17 protein-coding genes are annotated in these 19,704 nt (G+C 45.0%); 11 read left to right on the top strand and 6 right to left on the bottom strand.

Going from position 1 to position 19,704, the window contains the following annotated elements; genetic code table 11:
• Positions 1-300: 300 nt before the first annotated feature.
• The 3 genes from ACGF7G_RS04165 to ACGF7G_RS04155 all read left to right on the top strand — a co-directional run bounded on the left by ACGF7G_RS04165 (position 301) and on the right by ACGF7G_RS04155 (position 3,391).
• Positions 301-1,086 (top strand): DUF1460 domain-containing protein, encoded by a 786-nt coding sequence (locus ACGF7G_RS04165; RefSeq protein WP_387463720.1) that lies wholly within the window; start codon positions 301-303, stop codon positions 1,084-1,086.
• Between the two features lie 51 nt (positions 1,087-1,137).
• Positions 1,138-2,421, top strand: a complete 1,284-nt coding sequence (hemL, locus tag ACGF7G_RS04160; RefSeq protein WP_387463719.1) for a glutamate-1-semialdehyde 2,1-aminomutase — start codon at positions 1,138-1,140, stop codon at positions 2,419-2,421.
• 439 nt (positions 2,422-2,860) lie between these two features.
• Positions 2,861-3,391, top strand: a complete 531-nt coding sequence (locus tag ACGF7G_RS04155) for a beta-class carbonic anhydrase (protein WP_387463718.1) — start codon at positions 2,861-2,863, stop codon at positions 3,389-3,391.
• Positions 3,392-3,529: 138 nt separating this feature from the next.
• On the opposite strand, the gene ACGF7G_RS04150 is transcribed toward ACGF7G_RS04155, so the two are convergent.
• The 4 genes from ACGF7G_RS04150 to hrpB form a co-directional block, all read right to left on the bottom strand.
• Positions 3,530-3,988, bottom strand: coding sequence for a DUF6392 family protein (locus ACGF7G_RS04150; protein ID WP_133813496.1), 459 nt, complete (start codon positions 3,986-3,988; stop codon positions 3,530-3,532).
• Positions 3,988-5,661, bottom strand: a complete 1,674-nt coding sequence (locus tag ACGF7G_RS04145; protein ID WP_387463716.1) for an S-type pyocin domain-containing protein — start codon at positions 5,659-5,661, stop codon at positions 3,988-3,990. Before ACGF7G_RS04145 ends, ACGF7G_RS04150 begins: the two co-directional genes overlap by 1 nt.
• 369 nt (positions 5,662-6,030) lie before the next feature.
• Positions 6,031-8,490, bottom strand: a complete 2,460-nt coding sequence (gene mrcB / locus ACGF7G_RS04140; RefSeq protein WP_133813494.1) for a bifunctional glycosyl transferase/transpeptidase — start codon at positions 8,488-8,490, stop codon at positions 6,031-6,033.
• A 92-nt stretch (positions 8,491-8,582) separates the two neighbouring features.
• Positions 8,583-11,024, bottom strand: coding sequence for an ATP-dependent helicase HrpB (gene hrpB / locus ACGF7G_RS04135; RefSeq protein ID WP_387463715.1), 2,442 nt, complete (start codon positions 11,022-11,024; stop codon positions 8,583-8,585).
• A gap of 91 nt (positions 11,025-11,115) precedes the next feature.
• On the opposite strand from hrpB, the gene sfsA reads away from it, so the two are divergent.
• The 8 genes from sfsA (at position 11,116) to panD (ending at position 17,825) form a co-directional block, all read left to right on the top strand.
• Positions 11,116-11,826: a DNA/RNA nuclease SfsA gene (gene sfsA, locus ACGF7G_RS04130; RefSeq protein ID WP_387463713.1), complete on the top strand. Its 711-nt coding sequence runs from the start codon at positions 11,116-11,118 to the stop codon at positions 11,824-11,826.
• Positions 11,827-12,017: 191 nt separating this feature from the next.
• A complete protein-coding gene (gene dksA / locus ACGF7G_RS04125) occupies positions 12,018-12,473 on the top strand; it encodes an RNA polymerase-binding protein DksA (protein WP_036840254.1) in 456 nt (151 codons plus the stop codon).
• A 62-nt stretch (positions 12,474-12,535) separates the two neighbouring features.
• Positions 12,536-13,423: a tRNA glutamyl-Q(34) synthetase GluQRS gene (gluQRS, locus tag ACGF7G_RS04120; RefSeq protein ID WP_133813491.1), complete on the top strand. Its 888-nt coding sequence runs from the start codon at positions 12,536-12,538 to the stop codon at positions 13,421-13,423.
• Between the two features lie 151 nt (positions 13,424-13,574).
• Entirely contained in the window at positions 13,575-15,077 is a 1,503-nt protein-coding gene (gene pcnB, locus ACGF7G_RS04115) for a polynucleotide adenylyltransferase PcnB (RefSeq protein WP_387463712.1), read from the top strand.
• Positions 15,078-15,082: 5 nt separating this feature from the next.
• The gene (gene folK / locus ACGF7G_RS04110) at positions 15,083-15,598 is read left to right on the top strand and encodes a 2-amino-4-hydroxy-6-hydroxymethyldihydropteridine diphosphokinase (protein ID WP_387463710.1); all 516 of its coding nucleotides are present in this window, start codon (positions 15,083-15,085) and stop codon (positions 15,596-15,598) included.
• A gap of 67 nt (positions 15,599-15,665) precedes the next feature.
• On the top strand, positions 15,666-16,457 hold the full coding sequence (gene panB / locus ACGF7G_RS04105; RefSeq protein WP_387463709.1) for a 3-methyl-2-oxobutanoate hydroxymethyltransferase: 792 nt from the start codon (positions 15,666-15,668) through the stop codon (positions 16,455-16,457).
• Positions 16,458-16,510: 53 nt separating this feature from the next.
• The gene (gene panC, locus ACGF7G_RS04100) at positions 16,511-17,365 is read left to right on the top strand and encodes a pantoate--beta-alanine ligase (protein WP_387463707.1); all 855 of its coding nucleotides are present in this window, start codon (positions 16,511-16,513) and stop codon (positions 17,363-17,365) included.
• Between the two features lie 79 nt (positions 17,366-17,444).
• Positions 17,445-17,825, top strand: a complete 381-nt coding sequence (gene panD / locus ACGF7G_RS04095; protein WP_133814230.1) for an aspartate 1-decarboxylase — start codon at positions 17,445-17,447, stop codon at positions 17,823-17,825.
• A 98-nt stretch (positions 17,826-17,923) separates the two neighbouring features.
• Here the strand turns inward: panD and ACGF7G_RS04090 are convergent, their stop codons facing one another.
• Positions 17,924-18,694: an ABC transporter permease gene (locus tag ACGF7G_RS04090; protein WP_133813486.1), complete on the bottom strand. Its 771-nt coding sequence runs from the start codon at positions 18,692-18,694 to the stop codon at positions 17,924-17,926.
• A complete protein-coding gene (locus ACGF7G_RS04085; protein ID WP_387463705.1) occupies positions 18,691-19,617 on the bottom strand; it encodes an ABC transporter ATP-binding protein in 927 nt (308 codons plus the stop codon). Before ACGF7G_RS04085 ends, ACGF7G_RS04090 begins: the two co-directional genes overlap by 4 nt.
• Between the last annotated feature and the right edge of the window lie 87 nt (positions 19,618-19,704).

Below are 19,704 nucleotides of genomic sequence, written 5' to 3'. Positions count from 1 at the left end.
ATATTTAGAAGACCACAAAATTTGCCGATTATTAATAGTTCGAATTATCCAATACCTGATTGATTCGTTCAAGTTTTGTCATTTTGGTAACACACAAACCAGTAAAGAATTATCACACATTTGGCTACCATCAATGATGTTATTTTAGCAACAAACGCTAGCTTCAATCAGGGTAGTCAGCCGTCATATAGCGTTAAACCGTTAGTCACTCAATTAACAAAAAGAAGGAAAAAATATTGATTTATCAATATTATTGGTTACTTTGTTAAATATTTATCAAAGTCACTATGCGGAGTTCTTATGCAAAAAATATTGCCACTTATGCTAGTCATCACCCTGGTTGGGTGTGTCGCTCATAGTAAGCCAGTCGATATTGACAATTATACCTCGAAGAAAATAAATGACATCATAGAAAACCAGGTAAAACCGGGAAATAGAGACAATCCTGGTGAAATGATAAAAAATATATCTTATCAGTTCCTGGGTACACCTTATGCCGCAAACAAACTGGTCGGCTCCCCAACTGAACCGGAAAAATTAATTATAGATTTTAGCGGTCTGGACTGTTTTACTTTTCTTGACTACGTAGAATCGCTAAGGAAATCAAATGACCAACAGGATTTTATCAAGAATCTCATCCAGACAAGGTATATCGACGGAAAAATCAGTTTCTTACAAAGAAAACATTTCTTCACCGACTGGTCAACCAGAGAAAAATTAAACGCCAAAGATGTGACGGAGGAAATAAGTCATTCTTATATAGAAATCACAAAAAGTCTGAATAGAAAAGCAGATGGCGGCGAATATATTCCCGGACTTAGTGTTATCAACCGAGATATTAAATATATTCCAGGTAATAAAGTGAATGATTCCGTGATTAAACGCTTAAAGACAGGAGATTATATAGGAATATATACACATCTTGCCGGGCTGGATGTCACGCATACCGGGATTTTTATTATGACAGATAATGGTCCAATGTTTAGAAATGCGTCTTCACTTGCCGCCAATAAAAAAGTGGTCGATTCGCCATTCCTTGATTACGTAAAGAATAAACCCGGAATTATCGTTTTAAGACCATTATAATCAACGGGACAAGCGATAAACCTACTCAAAGATACATTCAGGAGCCTTTTAATGAGCCAATCCGAAATCCTCTATTCTCAGGCCAAACAGCTTATTCCCGGCGGTGTTAACTCCCCGGTACGTGCATTTAATGGCGTTGGCGGTACGCCGCTGTTTATCAAACACGCTGACGGCGCCTATCTCTATGATGTTGATGGCAAAGCCTATATTGATTACGTCGGTTCTTGGGGCCCTATGGTACTGGGACATAACCACAGCGCTATCCGTAATGCAGTCATCAAAGCCGCCGAACAAGGGTTAAGTTTTGGCGCACCCACTGCCGCTGAAGTAGAAATGGCTCAATTAGTGACTGAGCTGGTGCCATCAATGGATATGGTGCGCATGGTCAACTCAGGCACAGAGGCGACCATGAGTGCTATCCGTCTGGCTCGTGGATATACCCACCGCGATAAGATCATCAAATTCGAAGGTTGTTATCACGGCCACGCTGATTGCCTGCTGGTAAAAGCCGGCTCTGGCGCGCTGACTATCGGCCAACCAAACTCTCCGGGGGTTCCGGTTGATTTCGTCAAACATACACTATCCTGTACCTATAACGATTTGAACTCAGTGCGGGAAGCATTTGAACAATATCCTGAAGAGATAGCCTGTATTATTGTCGAACCCGTTGCCGGTAATATGAACTGCGTGCCGCCACTGCCAGAATTTCTACCCGGCCTGCGCGCATTGTGTGATGAATTCGGTGCTCTGCTGATTATCGATGAAGTGATGACCGGTTTCCGCGTCGCCTTATCCGGTGCCCAAGCTTATTACGATGTCGAACCTGATCTGACTTGCCTTGGTAAAATCATCGGAGGTGGTATGCCCGTTGGCGCGTTCGGTGGTCGTCATGAAGTGATGGAAAAATTAGCACCAACCGGCCCGGTTTATCAGGCAGGAACCTTATCCGGCAATCCAATTGCCATGGCTGCGGGTCTTGCCTGTTTGCAAGAAGTCGCTCAACCTGGTGTACATCAGCGCTTGACTGAGCTGACAGATAACTTGGCTACGGGTCTGACTAAAGCAGCAACAGCGGCTGGCATTCCGCTGGTGATTAACCATGTCGGCGGTATGTTTGGCTTTTTCTTTACTGATGCTGAAACAGTCAGTTGCTATCAGGATGTGATGAATTGCGATATTGAACGTTTTAAACATTTCTTCCATCTGATGCTTGACGAAGGTATTTATCTGGCACCTTCCGCATTTGAAGCGGGTTTTATGTCTATCGCTCATACTGATGAAGATATTCAGCGTACAATTAATGCTGCTGCTCGCTGCTTTGCAAAACTGAAATAATTTCTTTTTTTAAATAATAGCGCCGTATTCCTACCTTCCTACGGCGCTCATTATTTCCATCCTTTGGATGGATCACGAGATTGTACTTGCTGGCACCGCTTGACTCCTCCCATTCATAAACAACTTAGCTACATGGCCCATAAAACCGCCTGATATTGATTGATATATATCAAGATATAGACCAAACATGATGCTATAAAGCTATCGATTTAACGGTAAGTTATAAATCCGTTGTCCTTCAAAAAAACGCCCTGTTTCACTTGACCAGTACGAAGGATACGAGTACATATTATTCATAAATTTCGTTTATTAATACCGTATTTTCAGACTCATATTCATTTATTACATGGATGTCCCGGCGTTATTAAGCAGTTGAGTTTTTTTCTATCTTTTGCCTCACATCACAATTTACTAAACCAGAAAATATGAAGGAGAGAGGATGAGCAGCGTTATCAAAGAAATAAGTGATGCTAATATTGCATATGCAGCAACTTTTGATGATGATAAAAAAAGCCTTGGTTTACCTGCTGTCAGACGATTTGCCATATTGACTTGTATGGATGCCAGGTTGGATCCGGCAAAATTTGCAGGTTTATCTGAAGGTGACGCCCATGTTATTCGTAACGCAGGCGGAAGAGCCAGTGATGATGCCATTCGCTCTCTTATCATTTCTTATAAACTTTTTGGAACAAAAGAGTGGTTTGTAATTCATCATACTCATTGTGGGATGGAGCTTTTTACAGACAATATCATGGGCGATCTACTGGAAAACAGTCTAGAAAGTGCAATATTGACGGATGAGGGATTTAAAGACATCGGCAACGGTACCGGATCATCTGAGGGAAAATATATCAGATGGCTTACCATTGACAATCAAGTTAATAGTGTAATTGAAGATATTCATCGTATTCGTACTCACCCCCTTGTACCCGCAAGTATCGCCAAAAATTTTCTGATAAGATTTTCCTAAGCTATTTATTAATGCTTTAATGTTGATCGCCATTATTTATATAACCTCTTATTCATATCTTACCGCTAGCATATAAACATGGATAACGGCTTATTAACCGCTATCCAATAAAAGTAGAAAAACACTCCAGCAAGGCGTTTATTCAAAACGTTCAAATATTAATGCATGTACCCTTAGATCAGCTAAATAGAGAAGACGAATTTCCATATTAGGATATTGCTCATTCAGCTTATGTGTATAAGAATCATATCCACCAACAATGCCAATGACAGGGATTTTTTCTGGGCCACCAGCAGAATCTGGTTCCCCCATAAGGGCTCTAACAATTGTTCTATCCATTGAGTGTAAAAATGGATAAGGCAATTCTCCATTATATTCTCCACTACCCTCATAAGCGTTAATAAGTGTAATTTGTACAGATTTTAGCTGCTTTGAAACATCATCAAAAACAAGCCTCATACCCGATTCAGGTTTGTAAAAAAATTCTTCATCTCCCTCAAACATATATTTAAATTTTCCCGCAGAAATAATTTTTTTTTCAACCAAAAAATCCGCCGTCAGTCCCAAGCTTTTTATCATCGCTATAATATCTATCATTATTCATACCACCCTTGTTCTTTGTTCAATCGGTGTAGCTCTTCCAATGCTTTGCTTAACTGCTCATCGGTATAACCCTCTTCCTTTAAAGCAGGTAGTTGCGCATTAAAATTACTATCTACTGCCGTTTTCAAGTCAGAGGCATCTTGAGACCGTCTAGTCAAAGAATTACGACCACCATAGGTTTCACTATATTTTTGATGTATTCGCTTATGAATAGCTATAGAAACCCCTTTTTTCAGGATATCTTCTAACTGATCCCCAGATAGTTTATGTCCATACTTGTCTGTCAAATACTTTCTCAATGCCGCCTGAGACGGAATATGATCAATATCCAACCCATCATTACGGCTACGTCCAGCCAGATCCTGATATTCTCCCACTTCCAACGGTTTCACCGCCGGTTTACTCAAATACACATACACCGGCGGCATATTAGGAATGGGGAGGATCAGAATATAATCACGAAAATCCTTCTCTTCCGGCATTGGCAACGATTCAATATCGCTGCCCACTTTATCCGGGATCGGCAACACAGTTATTTGCGACGGAATAAGCGGTTGTTCTTCATTCCCAGTATGGGCTGGAACTTTGAATTCCTGTTCGTTCGGTGTCCATAAAATCGTCGGCCGGTTTTCTCCCGGTTCCCAGAACTCGTAATTACCAGTGGTCCGATTCAGTTCCATCATATGAACCGGTACTTTATCCAAACCGCCTTCCGGACTGACGTAATATCCCTGAACCATCATCCTGCCGCTTTTTTCATCTCTGATCCAGCGAAAACGTACACGGGTAGAAGCTTTACCGTACTGTTCCGCTATCTGTCTCAAACGATACGGGGTTAAGTAATCCTCCTCACCTTCATTCAACTTCGGTGAATAAAACAGCCCCATTAATCCAACCGTTACCGGATTCGGTGCCGCCAGCCAACGCCCCGCACTGATGGCACCACCACCAATGTAACGCATCACCAGAGTTTCCCCTTCCGCTACCGCGCTGCGGGCAGTGGCAGCCACAGCAGTTGCGGCTGCTTCAGCTTTATCTTTACCACCACGGAACCACCGCTTATACCACGGTAATCTTTTATCCTGCTGTTTATCCAGTTCAGGCGGGTGTTTCTTACCTTGCGGAGGGGGTTCTGGTTTTGGTGGCGTCACCGAGGTGGGAGATGATGGCACCTGATATATCGCCATTCTGCCGAAGTTATCCGCGGGTTCGGCTTCGGTTCCGGCATCCGTACAACCTTTACCCCGCAAGCAGGATTTCGCAAACACCGGTATCAGAGGTGCCTTAGTCACAGGAGGTTCGGGCTGAACATCTCCCGCTTCCTTCACCCGCGACGAGAAATTCTGGGTCGCCATATTAGCAGGCGCTGTAGCCTGATGATTGGGCTGCTCCTGCTTCTCATAGCTGTCCATCTCCGAATTGATAAACCGGGCCCGACAGGGGCAAGTACTCACACTGTCCAATGTGCCAGCCAACTTATGTCCCATGTCAAACACATCAGATACACCACCGACAATTGTGTAAGTACCGGGATGTTTGCCACAGGTAACCTTATCCCCTTCACGAGCCGTTGCCCGCCCATTAAATGTCATGGTGTGGTCACCGGTGATAATCTGTCCGCCACAGGTTGTCTTATCACCAACGAGCAAGAAATATCCTATTGCCATCTATTCAATTCTCCATTGATTTACAGTATGGAGAGTGGATCTCATTGAAATTATCGTCATATCATTATCACCATGAGTTAATACGTATGATCAATAATTCATCAGATTTCACCTAAAAAACATATAGGAATATTCCGAAAGTTGCTGATTTTATTGTCTATGATGGGCGTGATAACTTATTAATTATAACAATTTAGATACAATCACATAACAAATATAAGACCAAAAAGATAATAACGCGGTATGTTTGGAAAATCGGTAAAAAGGGAGTGAACAGCTCTGTGGGATAAACAGCGCTCTACTTTACTCAGAAAACCAAAACGCTGACCAAAAGATCAGCGCCTTGCCATTCATCTCATCAAATATTCATTATTGGTCGAACATCTCGCGCAACCAGCCCGGTGCTTGCTCTTGTTGCTGAACAGGTTCCGGCGTTACTGTTTGCTGGCACAGGCTCTGTGGATCATAGGTCCAGACAGGTAATGTTCTCCAACCACTGCCACTACAGTTAAAACTACCATCTTCATTAACAGCCATATCGACAATCCCTTCTGGTGGAATATTATTCAATACCAGTGGAGTCTGATTTTCCAGATAACGGCGATAAACATTTAACGCGCCAGTAGCACCAGTCAGATTAGTCGGATCGTTGTTATCCCGGCCAACCCATGAAATCACCACTTCTTTACCATCAACCCCCGCAAACCAGCTATCACGCAGATCATTGGTTGTACCGGTTTTACCTGCCAGATTATAACGGCCAAATTTAGCTGTCAGAGAACGAGAAGTACCTCTTGCCACAACCTGCTGCATTCCATACAGCGTCAGATAAGCCGCCTGAGCCGGTATAGCCCGTTCAGCCTGCGGGTAGCTCTGATATATCACCGTACCCTCTTCTGTAATGACAGAACGTAATGCAGAAAGCGTTGCGCGGTTGCCGCCACTGGTCATCGTCTGATATTCCTGAGCGACTTCCAACGGCGTCAAGCTGAGAGAACCCAGTAACATTGCTGGAACCTGCTGGATAACGTCTGCCGGAACGCCAAGCCGGATCAGTGTGTTGCTTACATGATCAAGGCCAACAGCCAATCCAAGATTCACCGTCGGAATATTCAGTGAACTCGCCAACCCATCTATCAACATGACACGCCCACGGAAACGGCGGTCATAATTTCTCGGTTCCCAAACCTTGCTGTTCGGCTGTTTTACCGCAAGAGGTTCATCCGCCAGCCAGGTATTCAACCGATATTGATCAGGTTCACTCAATGCCGCCAGGTAAGTAGAGGGTTTTGCCAGCGAACCAATTGAACGACGCGCCATCATCGCCCGGTTAAATCCGGCATATTGAGGCTGAGAACCGCCGACCATCGCCCTGATTTCACCACTAATGCGATCAACCACCACCATTGCCCCTTCAAGATCAGCAATTTTGCGGGTTTTTCTCAGGTTAGCAATTCCCTCTTCCACCGCGTTTTCAGCCGCGTCCTGGGATACTGGGTCCAGAGTCGTAAAGATTTTCACGCCAGATAAATCATTCACTTTATCGCCCAGTTTGTCCTGCAATTCTTTACGAACCAGTTGCATAAATGCAGGCTGTGGCGTGATGACACCACTTTTCGGTTTTACCCCCAATGGGCGGGCACTCAGTAGTTTATACAGATCTTCGTCAATAATTTGCTGATTTTGCAAAAGTTTAAGCACCACGTTACGACGCTCAAGAGCCAGTTTCGGATTACGCCACGGGTTATAGAGTGAAGCGCCTTTCACCATGCCAACCAGCAACGCTTGCTGATCCAAACTCAGTTCATCCACCGGGCGGCCAAAATAATAAAGACTCGCCAACGGGAACCCTCGGATCTGTTCATCACCGCTTTGCCCCAAATAAACTTCGTTCAGATACAGTTCGAGGATACGATCTTTGCTGTAACGGTAATCCATCAGAATCGCCATGTAGGCTTCATTGGCTTTACGCACCAACGTACGTTCATTGGTCAAAAATAGGTTTTTGACCAATTGTTGCGTCAGGGTACTTCCCCCCTGAACGGTACGCCCTGCCGTCAGGTTAGCCAGCACCGCACGCCCGATAGACAGGATACGGATACCATCATGTTGATAGAAATGGCGGTCTTCTGTCGCCAGCAAAGTATTGACCAGTAACTCAGGAAAACCAGAACGTGGCACAAACAACCGCTGTTCGCCATTGGGTGACTGCAACATGGTAATCAGCTTCGGATCAAGACGGAAGAAACCAAACTGACGTTGGTTTTCTATATTTTCGATCCCTGCCAGACGGTTATCACTGAAAGTCAAAAGAGCGTGGATCTGCCCTTCTTTGCTATCAGGGAAATCAAACGGACGGCGCAGCATTTCAATGGTTTCGCCTCTGACAGAAAACTCGCCAGGACGGGTAATCTTTGTCACCTGGCGATACTGCATCCCTTCCAGCAGATGTACCATCTCTTTTTTACTGTAGTTCATACCCGGTTCAAGGTTGACCATCCGGCCATAAACGGCCGCAGGCAGATCCCAGACTTTTCCGTCAATACGGTCACGGATTTTACCATCCAGATAAATACCATATCCCCCCAGCAATACAGCAAAAATAATAAATATTTTGAATAACAGCCAGAACCAACGCCACTTTTTCTTAGGTGGACGGGAATACATTCCTCTTTTTGTCATGGGTTGATCCTCTTCATCATCGTAGTCGTCATCTTCGTAGCCATCATTATAATCATCCAACAAATGCCGTCTTTTCGATGGCGATTCACGGCGGGATACCGGTTTCTTGCCTTTACGTCCGATTGGTTGATGATCTTCATCAGACATTCCAAAATTCTCCAAAGCCATTCAAATGCTGAATAATGGGTATTCATATCGTTTTTAATGAATTTATTCGCCTACAAGAAAGTTGTTAAATTCTACTGCGAATATTTTTTTACCCGCCGGGTTGGTGCTGTATTTGCCGGATCATCCGGCCATAGATGTTTTGGGTAACGCCCTTTCATTTCTTTTTGCACTTCCCGGTATGCTCCCTGCCAAAAAGCAGCCAAATCTTGTGTGATCTGCAATGGCCGCTGGGCCGGCGATAATAATTCAAGCACCAATGCTACCCGCCCTTTTGCCAACGATGGACTTTGCTGCTCTCCATACATTTCCTGCATCCGCACGGATAATACAGGGGGTTTATCACTGAAATAATTGATTGCCATCCGGCTGCCGGTAGGAACAGTGTAGTAAATAGGCAGTTCATTATCCAGACATTGGCGCTGTTGCCAGTCCAGTAAACTTTCCAATGCCGGCAACAAATCAATCTGTTTCAAACCTTTCAAATCACACACACCAACAAGAAACGGCATTAACCAATGATCAAGAGAATCCATCAAAGAATCATTATCTACTGCTGGCCACTGTATTTCAGGCAACCATTTAACCGCACATTGAATACGGGTGCATAATTGCATAGCCTCAGGTGACCAATTCAGCGCTTGTAATCCTGCACTACGTAACCAGTTTAGCAGGGCCTGTTGTAATTGTTCAGCTGAAGGTTTTGCCAATAGTTGTGCTTTTACTACTAGACTCCCACATTGCAGCCGTTTCCATGCCCGCAATGTTCCTTTATTGTCATCCCATTCAACGACACTTTGTTCACTGAATAAATCCGGCTGCTGCTGTACCAATTGTTCAATATCCAATGGACAAGCCAGCAGAATGCGAGCATCGGGATCCCTGCTATTTTGCAATAGCGAAGGCGCCACCAGCCAGGATTCACCGGATAACTTTTCTTCATAATCAATCATCGCACCCAGACCATTAGCCAATTGAAAACGACTATGCTTATCCCGGTTTTTGGCTATTCTGTCAGGGAAACCGTAAACCAATAACATTGCAGCTGATCCACTGGCTGGCTCTCCAAAAGTCTCTCCCATATTTCTGGCTAGCTGTTTTGCCCGGCGTAACCACTGAGTCTGGCGCTGCTCAACCCAATAAGTGATATCCGGCTGACCATCACGAGGCGGTTCTTCCAGAATCGCTGTCAGTACAGCGGCGGTTGCCAACGCATCGGTTCCCTGTTCCAAACCGGCACATAATATCGCGGCAAGGCGCGGATCACTGCCAGACTCCGCCATTTTCCTGCCTCTGGACGTCAACTGATTGTGATGGCTTACCGCACCTAATTGTAATAAAAGCGATTTGGCTACCCCCAGCGACGCCACAGGAGGCATATCCAGCCAGTGTAATTGGGAAGTGTCACGACATCCCCATTGCAATAAGGAGAGCCATAAGCTACTGAGATCAGCATTCAAGATTTCAGGATCACTGTGCTCTGCTGCTCTTTCTGCCTGTTCCTGACTGAACAGATGCCAGCAAATTCCGGCTTCCAACCGCCCTGCGCGGCCAGCCCGTTGTGTCATAGAAGCCTGACTAATACGTTGAGTGATCAAGCGGGTTAGTCCATTTCTGGGTTCAAAACGTGTTGTACGCTCAAGGCCGCTATCAACCACCAACCGGATACCTTCAATCGTCAGGCTGGTTTCCGCAATGTTAGTCGCCAGAACGACTTTACGGCGTCCAAACGGTGAAGGTTCGATAGCTTTTTGCTGTTCAACCAACGACAAAGCACCATATAACGGACAAAGATCGGTATCGGCAGAAACTTTTCCTTTAAGCAGTCCAAATATCCGTTGAATTTCTCCACTCCCCGGCAGAAACAACAGCACAGAACCGTGCTCTTGCTGGAGTAACCGTAATACAACAGTGGCGACACTCTGTTCAAAAGGTTGGTGAGTAGGTAAGGGATGATAATTTCTGGTGACAGGAAAGCTGCGCCCTTCAGAAATAATCACCGGCGCATCAGGTAATAAAGAAGAGAGCCGCTGATTATCCAACGTAGCCGACATGATCAAAATCCGCAGATCATCCCGCAACCCTGCCTGTACATCCAGCAACAATGCCAGTGCTAAATCAGCCTGTAAGCTACGCTCATGGAATTCATCCAGAATCACCAGTGAAACACCTTCCAGCATCGGATCTTGCTGTAACATCCGGGTTAAAATACCTTCTGTTACCACTTCAAGACGGGTAGCCGTGCTCACTTTCGTTTCTGAGCGTATTCGATAACCCACGGTTTGGCCGGTATTTTCATTCAGTTGAACCGCAAGACGATTGGCAACGCTGCGAGCGGCAATCCGCCGTGGTTCTAACATAATGATACGCCCGGAAAAATCCGCTTTTTTCAGAATTTCCAGTGGTAAACCCGTAGATTTCCCGGCACCGGCTGGGGCATGAAGCAGCACCTGCGGTGAGCTTTTCAGCGCACTCAGGACAGATTCGACAACCTCGTATACAGGCAATAAAGACACAAACACTCCAATTAAAGAAAGTTAACTTTCAACGGCCAACATTGTAGCATTGCCTGTTTCAATCTTATGCCATCAGCCATTAAGGAGTTTTATGGAATTTCATCCCCCCTTACAATCTGCCACTCTCATTCGTCGCTATAAACGCTTCCTGGCTGATGTCATAACACCGAAAGGCGAAACGCTGACCATCCACTGCGCCAACACTGGCGCGATGACCGGCTGTGCGACACCAGGAGATACCATTTGGTATTCCACATCTGACAATCCAAAACGTAAATATCCCAACAGTTGGGAATTGACCGAAACACAGGATGGTCACTGGATTTGTGTCAATACGCTCAGAGCAAACGATTTAGTGGCCGAGGCGATTCAACAAAATGCCATTTCAGAATTTTCTGGATACAAAAAAATCAGCCGGGAAGTAAAATATGGCGAAGAGAACAGCCGGATAGATCTGTTGTTACAGGCAGAACAGCACGTTAACTGCTATATCGAAGTGAAATCAGTGACACTTCTCCAAGAGAATTGTGGCTATTTCCCCGATGCTGTCACTACCCGTGGGCAGAAACACTTACGGGAATTACAACTCATAGCAGAACAAGGGCAAAGGGCCGTTTTATTTTTTGCTGTCTTACATTCAGGCATCAAACAGGTCGCGGCGGCTGCACATATTGATCATAATTATTCATCTCTTTTGGAACAAGCGCGAAACTCTGGGGTCGAAGTTATCTGTTACCAGGCACGCATTACAGAAAAAGAGATGGTTTTAGGCGATAAGTTAACTTTTATACTAAGTAGTTAATTTATTGATTGACCTAACATTTACAGTCAAGTTGTGCAGGATGTAAAGTCATTCAATATGTTTGTCTTCACACCATTGTGAAACTAATGACAGGAACAATTGCCAACCCATGCTCCATCTGCTATTTATAGCGGCCTGTTTTTTTCCCCGCTAGGGGTTCGTTTGATAGTGCGTGTGTTAGGAGAAGTATTATGCAAGAAGGGCAAAAACGTAAAACCTCGTCCTTAAGCATTCTCGCCATCGCTGGGGTAGAACCTTACCAAGAAAAGCCAGGTGAAGAATACATGAACGATGCCCAGTTGGCGCATTTCAAGCTAATTCTTGAAGCATGGCGCAATCAACTCAGGGATGAAGTCGATCGTACTGTATCTCATATGCAAGATGAGGCAGCGAACTTCCCAGACCCAGTTGACCGTGCAGCGCAGGAAGAAGAGTTCAGTCTTGAATTACGTAACCGTGATCGTGAGCGTAAATTGATTAAGAAGATCGAGAAAACACTGAAAAAAGTCGAAGATGACGATTTCGGTTTTTGTGAATCCTGTGGCGTTGAGATAGGCATCCGTCGTTTGGAAGCTCGTCCAACCGCAGATTTGTGTATTGATTGTAAAACCCTGGCTGAAATCCGTGAAAAGCAGATGGCCGGCTAATTAATGGTGCTTTGATACGGTGCCTTAAAGGCACCGTACGAACAACCCCAGCTGATCCCTATATGATAAAACCTGAACGTCCCCGCGCTTATATTGGGCGTTTCGCCCCTTCACCTTCTGGTGATCTTCACTTTGGTTCATTAATCACCGCAATTGGCAGCTATTTGCAAGCCCGAGCTTGTCAGGGAAAGTGGCTGATACGCATTGACGATATTGATCCGCCCAGGGAGGTTCCCGGTGCTGCTAGCCGTATTCTCCACGCACTTGAGCATTATGGGTTACATTGGGATGATGAGATCCTCTATCAATCTCAGCGCCATGAAGCTTACCGCCATATCCTTAATCAGTTGCAACAACAGGGCTTAAGCTATTATTGCACCTGTACCCGTCAACGTATTCAGCAAGTTAATGGTTTTTATGACAAAAACTGTCGTGAATTAAACCTGCCTGTTAATCATGCAGCAATCCGACTAAAACAAAATCACCCGGTTTATGGTTTTCAAGATAAGTTGCAGGGATACCTAAACGCCGATCCTGTCATGGCTGAAGAAGATTTTATTATTCATCGTCGTGATGGTCTATTTGCCTATAATTTAGTGGCCGTTATTGATGATGATTACCAAGGTGTGACTGAGGTAGTCAGAGGCGCTGATTTAATTGAGCCGACTGTCCGCCAAATTGCACTTTATCAGCAATTAAATCTCGAAATACCTGATTACATTCACCTGCCACTGGCTCTGAATAAGGACGGCAACAAACTTTCCAAACAAAATTATGCTCAGCCAATCCCATTGGACGATCCCCGGCCGTTATTGATTGCAGCATTATCTTTCCTTAATCAGCCTGTCATAAAAAACTGGCAAGATCTGCCTCGCGATCAATTGTTGCAAAAAGCAATAGCATGTTGGGAGCTGGACCGAATTCCACGGCAAGGTAAAATATACAGGTAACGTGAATAAAGTTAAGGTTAGTCATAACAACCATTCTCAAAAAATACACAGTAGGCTATGATTAGCTGCTGTTTTTTATTCGTTTTATATGATTAGTTACTTATCGAGGTGTACCATTTTTAACCGAGTAGCAAATTTCTGCCGTAATCTATTGATCCGCGAGGGGAAAATTAACCGCGAACTACAGGCAGCCAGTGAAAGGCCAGTCACCGTATCTGACCATTCTACTCAGGAAGAGTATGTAACTCTTCACTCTAATCACCAAAACCCCCTTCAATCCTCATCCAACGTGAAAACACAAAGGAAGGTTGAACAGGAGGATCTTCATTTGGATTTACCAATAACGGTAATTCCACGGGAGCAGCACAATATTTCCCGCAAAGATATCAGTGAAAATGCCCTGAAAGTGCTTTACCGTTTAAATAAATCCGGCTTTGAAGCTTATCTGGTCGGCGGGGGTGTCCGTGACTTACTACTCGGTACACAACCGAAAGATTTTGATATTGCAACCAATGCAACACCAGAACAGGTTCGTAAGTTATTTCGCAACTGCCGTCTGGTTGGACGCCGCTTCCGTTTAGCCCATATTATGTTTGGCCCGGAAGTGATTGAAGTCGCAACATTCCGTGGACCACACGAACAGACTGATTCTGACGATAAAAATCAGTCACAACAGGCTCAGAGCGGTATGCTGCTGCGGGATAACATCTTCGGTTCAATTGAAGAAGATGCTATGCGCCGTGATTTCACCATTAACAGCCTCTATTACGGTATCAACGATTTCTCTCTGCGTGATTATGCCGGTGGTCTTAATGACCTGGAAACCGGTGTTATCCGCCTGATTGGCGATCCAGAAACCCGTTATCGGGAAGATCCGGTCAGAATGCTGCGTGCAGTTCGTTTCGCCAGCAAGCTGAATATGACCATCAGCGAAGATACCGCCGAGCCTATTTCTCGTCTGGCTTTTCTGCTGAGTAATATTCCGCCAGCCCGTCTGTTTGAAGAGTCGTTAAAACTGTTGCAAACAGGTCAAGGCTACAGCACTTATAAACTTCTGCGCGAATATCGCCTGTTTCAACCGCTATTCCCATTGGTTCAACGCTATTTCACCGAAAATAACGATTCGCCTATGGAACATATGCTCACTCAGGTTTTGAAGAATACCGACTATCGGTTACAAAATGATAAACGGGTTAACCCAGCGTTTCTGTTCGCGGCAATGCTTTGGTATCCATTGGTTGAACATGCGGAAAAGCTGTCTCAGGAAAGTGGTCTGACTTACTACGACTCCTTCGCCCTGGCAATGAATGATATTCTGGACGAACAGTGCCACTCTATCGCCATTCCCAAGCGCCTGACAACCATCATGCGTGATATCTGGCAATTGCAGTTACGTCTGCCACGCCGCCACGGCAGACGGGCAAACAAACTGATGGAACACCCTAAATTCCGTGCCGCCTATGACCTGCTGGAACTGCGTGCCAATGTCGAAAGCCGCAATGAGCTAAAAGAGCTTGCTCACTGGTGGGGAGAATTTCAGCAAGCCAACGCATCACAACAACGGAGTATGATTTCTGCGTTGGGCAGTGATATTGTCCGTCGTCGTACACGGCCACGCCGCCACTATAAATCAAAACTGAGCAGGGACAGCTGATCATCATGACCTGCGTTTATATCGCTGTTGGCAGCAACTTGGCAGAACCAGTGCAACAAGTAAAAAATGCCCTTGCTGCACTAAAAGATTTACCGGAAACAGAGTTTATTGCCAGCTCTTCGTTGTATCGAACCAAACCGATGGGGCCGCAAAATCAGCCTGATTTTCTGAATGTGGCGGTAGCACTGGAAACTACTCTGGCACCGGAAGAGCTGCTCAATCACACGCAGGCGATTGAATTGGCTCAGGGACGAGTAAGAAAAGATGAACGCTGGGGGCCAAGGACACTTGATCTGGATATCATGCTATTTGGCGATCAGGTGATTAATACCGAACGCTTAACGGTACCCCATTACGGACTGAAACAACGCGAATTCATGCTCTACCCGTTGACTGAAATCGCCCCTGACCTGGTATTTCCTGATGGGGAAGCGTTATCTGAAAGACTGAAACATATCCCGGAAAACGGCCTGGTACTCTGGCGGCTGTCACAGCCCTCAGATCCTCATCATTGCAGATAAGGATCTCAGTTCAGTCCGTGGCCGATTTCTGTACATAACAAGAAAAATTGCAGGAGGAAGATAGATAATGAAACCCATTACCATGGCTGATCTGAATCAGCTCAAAAAAGAAAAACGTAAATTCGCCACTATTACCGCTTATGACTCCAGCTTTGCCCATCTGTTTGCCGAACAAGGTATTAATGTCATGCTGGTTGGTGACTCACTGGGTATGGCATTACAAGGGGCTGATACCACCATTCCAGTGACAGTCGAAGATATTGTCTACCACACTCGTTGCGTCCGTGCGGGTGCACCCTATACTTTCCTTATCGCTGATATGCCTTTCATGAGTTACGCCACACCAGAGCAGAGTTGTGAAAACGCCGCCAAACTGATGCGTGCCGGAGCTAACATGGTGAAAATTGAGGGCGGCAGCTGGCTAAACGATACCATTAAAATGCTTACCGAGCGTTCCGTACCGGTTTGCGCTCATTTAGGGCTAACGCCTCAGTCTGTTCATGTTCTTGGGGGTTATAAAGTCCAGGGCCGTGATGAAAAATCGGCTAATCAGTTGATAAAAGATGCGATTACACTGGAACAAGCAGGCATACAATTGCTGGTGCTGGAGTGTGTCCCTGCTGAATTAGCTAAACGTATTACCGATGAACTACACATCCCGGTGATTGGTATTGGTGCCGGTAATGTGACTGACGGACAAGTTTTGGTGATGCATGACGCTCTGGGAATTACCGCCAGACCCCCTAAATTTGCGAAAAACTTCCTTGCAGAAGCAGGGAATATGCGTGATGCCATCCGCCTGTATAAAGAGCAGGTAGAAAGTGGATCCTACCCGGGTAAAGAACACTCATTTAATTAATAAATTACCTTTGTTAGCTCGAAGACTTTGAACACATTAAGGAGTATTAAGCAATGCTGATTGTCGAAACAGTACCGATTCTACGCCGTGAAATCCGCCGCTGGCGTCAGGAAGGGAAACGCATTGCACTAGTGCCAACAATGGGTAACCTGCATGACGGCCATATGACATTAGTTGATGAGGCCAAAGGGCAGGCAGATATTGTCATCGTCAGTATCTTCGTTAACCCGATGCAGTTTAATCGTCAGGATGATCTGGCAAAGTATCCGCGTACCTTACAAAAAGATTGCGAGAAACTTCACCAACATGGTGTCGATCTCATCTTTGCCCCTTCCGATAAAGAAATATACCCTAATGGTATGGAACATCAGACGTATGTTGAAGTCCCTGAACTTTCTACCATACTGGAAGGTGCCAGCCGTCCTAGTCATTTCCGTGGTGTTTCAACCGTGGTGAGCAAACTGTTCAACCTAGTGCAACCGGATTTAACCTATTTTGGCGAGAAAGATTTTCAACAATTACAACTTATCCGCAAGATGATTGCTGATCTGGCTTATGATATTACTTTGATTTCAGTGCCGACAGTACGCGATAAAAATGGCCTGGCGCTGAGTTCGCGTAATAGCAATTTAACAGCCGATGAACATAGAATTGCGCCAGAACTTAGCAAGATCATGAAATCTATCGCTGAAAAAATGGCGCAGGGTGAACGCCACACGGAACCATTGCTCACTCAAGCTTCCGAACAGTTACGTGAAGCGGGCTTTATGCCTGATGAGTTGTTTATCCGTGATGCCGAAACCCTGGCACCGTTGAATACCGAAAGCAAAAAAGCGGTTATTCTAATGGCCGCTTGGTTAGGGCAAACCCGATTGATCGATAATCAGCAGGTCGATTTAACTCAATAATAGTCTGTTCTGTCAGGCGTTATTGGTGCAGAAAAATAAAACAACAGGTTCTAAGTTGTCATTGAATCAGGAGAAAACCATGTTGCGCACTATGCTACAAGGGAAATTGCACCGGGTGAAAGTCACTCAGGCAGATCTGCATTATGAAGGTTCCTGTGCAATTGATCAGAACTTTATGGATGCAGCCGGTATTCTGGAATATGAAGCCATTGATATCTATAACGTGGATAACGGCGAACGTTTTTCCACTTATGCTATCGCCGCTGAACGTGGTTCTAGAATCATTTCAGTCAACGGAGCAGCGGCTCACCGTGCTGAGGTCGGTCATAAGTTAATTATCTGCTCATATATACAAATTTCTGACGAAGATGCCCGTCATCATAAGCCTAATATGGCTTACTTTGACGGTGACAATATTATGAGCCGTATTGCTAAAGCCGTTCCGGTTCAAGTGGCCTGAGTACAAACCACATGATCAATAATGGGTAGGTTGTGAAGACACTATAAATAAACTTCCCCTACCCATCACCACCACTTAATCACAAAATAATCTACAAATTAAGTCCTCAATCCCCGCCCTGTTTCAATCAAATACCAGGCGACAAGATAAAAAACCATAATAAACGCAGTCAAAACACCCAACGTTATTGTTAAAGAAACATCGGTAATTCCCAGAAAACCATAACGGAAACCACTAATCATATAAACTATCGGGTTCAGTTTGGAAACAGCTTGCCAAAATGGTGGTAATAATGTCAGCGAATAAAACACCCCGCCAAGATAAGTCAGAGGCGTTAATACGAAGGTAGGAATAATACTGATATCATCAAATGTCTTAGCGAAAATCGAATTCAGCAATCCCCCCAGCGAGAACAGAATTGATGTCATCAGCAAAGTGACAACAATCATCCACCACGCATGAATATGAAGCGGAACAAAAAACAGAGAAACCAGTGTCACCAGAATACCGACGCAGACACCACGGGCAACACCGCCACCCACAAAACCGGCAATAACGATGTGTGTCGGAACCGGTGCTACCAGTAGTTCCTCAATACTGCGCTGGAATTTCGCCCCAAAGAAAGAAGAAGAAACATTGGCATAAGAGTTAGTAATCACCGCCATCATAATCAGGCCAGGGACAATAAACTGCATATAATCCACACCGCCCATTTTGCCAATCCGCGAACCGATTAAACTACCGAAAATAACAAAATAGAGTGACATGGTGATAACCGGTGGTAATAAAGTCTGTACCCAGATACGACCAAAACGGGTAATTTCTTTAATCCAGAGTGTTTTTAGTGCCACCCAGTACAACTGAATCATTTACGGTCTCCTTGCTTGTTGTTCACCAAACTGACAAACAACTCTTCCAGACGGTTCGCTTTATTACGCATACTCGGGATCTGAATACCCTGAGCATTTAACTGGGTAAACACACCATTTAACCCCTGTTCACGCTGAACATCGACTTCCAGAGTCGATGTGTCTATCACCCGGTAATTATATCCGGCAAGTTCCGGTGCTGGACTTTTCGTTGCCAAATCGAAGAAAAACGTTTCAGATTCCACCTGACTGAGTAAACTTTTCATACTGGTGTTTTCCACCAGTTCACCATGCTGAATAATACCAATATTGCGGCACAGCATTTCGGCTTCTTCCAGATAATGCGTAGTCAGAATGATCGTTGTTCCCTGCACATTCAATTGTTTCAAAAAACTCCACATAGAGCGGCGAAGTTCAATATCAACCCCGGCTGTCGGCTCATCAAGGATTAATAATTTAGGCTGATGCATCAAAGCTCGTACAATCATCAGGCGCCGTTTCATACCACCAGACAAACGAATCGCCCGTTGATCGCGTTTTTCCCACAGATCTAATTGTGAAAGATACGTTTTTGCTCTGGCTTGAGCCACTTTTCGCGGTACACCGTAGTAACCGGCCTGATTGAGAACAATCTGCAACACCGTCTCAAACGGGTTAAAGTTAAACTCCTGCGGAACAAGGCCTAACTGGCGTTTGGCGTTCACAATATCCGTATCAATATCGTAGCCAAACACCTTAACCTTACCGCTGCTTTTGTTTACCAGAGAACTGATAATGCCGATTGTGGTGGACTTCCCTGCACCGTTCGGACCCAATAACGCGTAGAAATCTCCTACTTCCACATTTAGGTCAATCCCACACAGCGCCTTAACATCACCCGCATAGGTCTTGGTGAGCTGCGTCAACTCCAATGCATAAGTCATAAATTAAAAAACACCTTATTATCTGGCCGCCTTTGCGTGCAATATGAAAATATAATGCCTCTTTCCTACCTGGTTTTCTTTGCAAAA

Origin of the sequence: Photorhabdus sp. RM323S, from assembly GCF_042879375.1 — a bacterium.
GTDB classification, from domain to species: domain Bacteria; phylum Pseudomonadota; class Gammaproteobacteria; order Enterobacterales; family Enterobacteriaceae; genus Photorhabdus; species Photorhabdus tasmaniensis.
The sequence above is the reverse complement of the archived record's forward strand: the minus strand, read 5'-3'. Positions and strand labels throughout refer to the sequence as shown.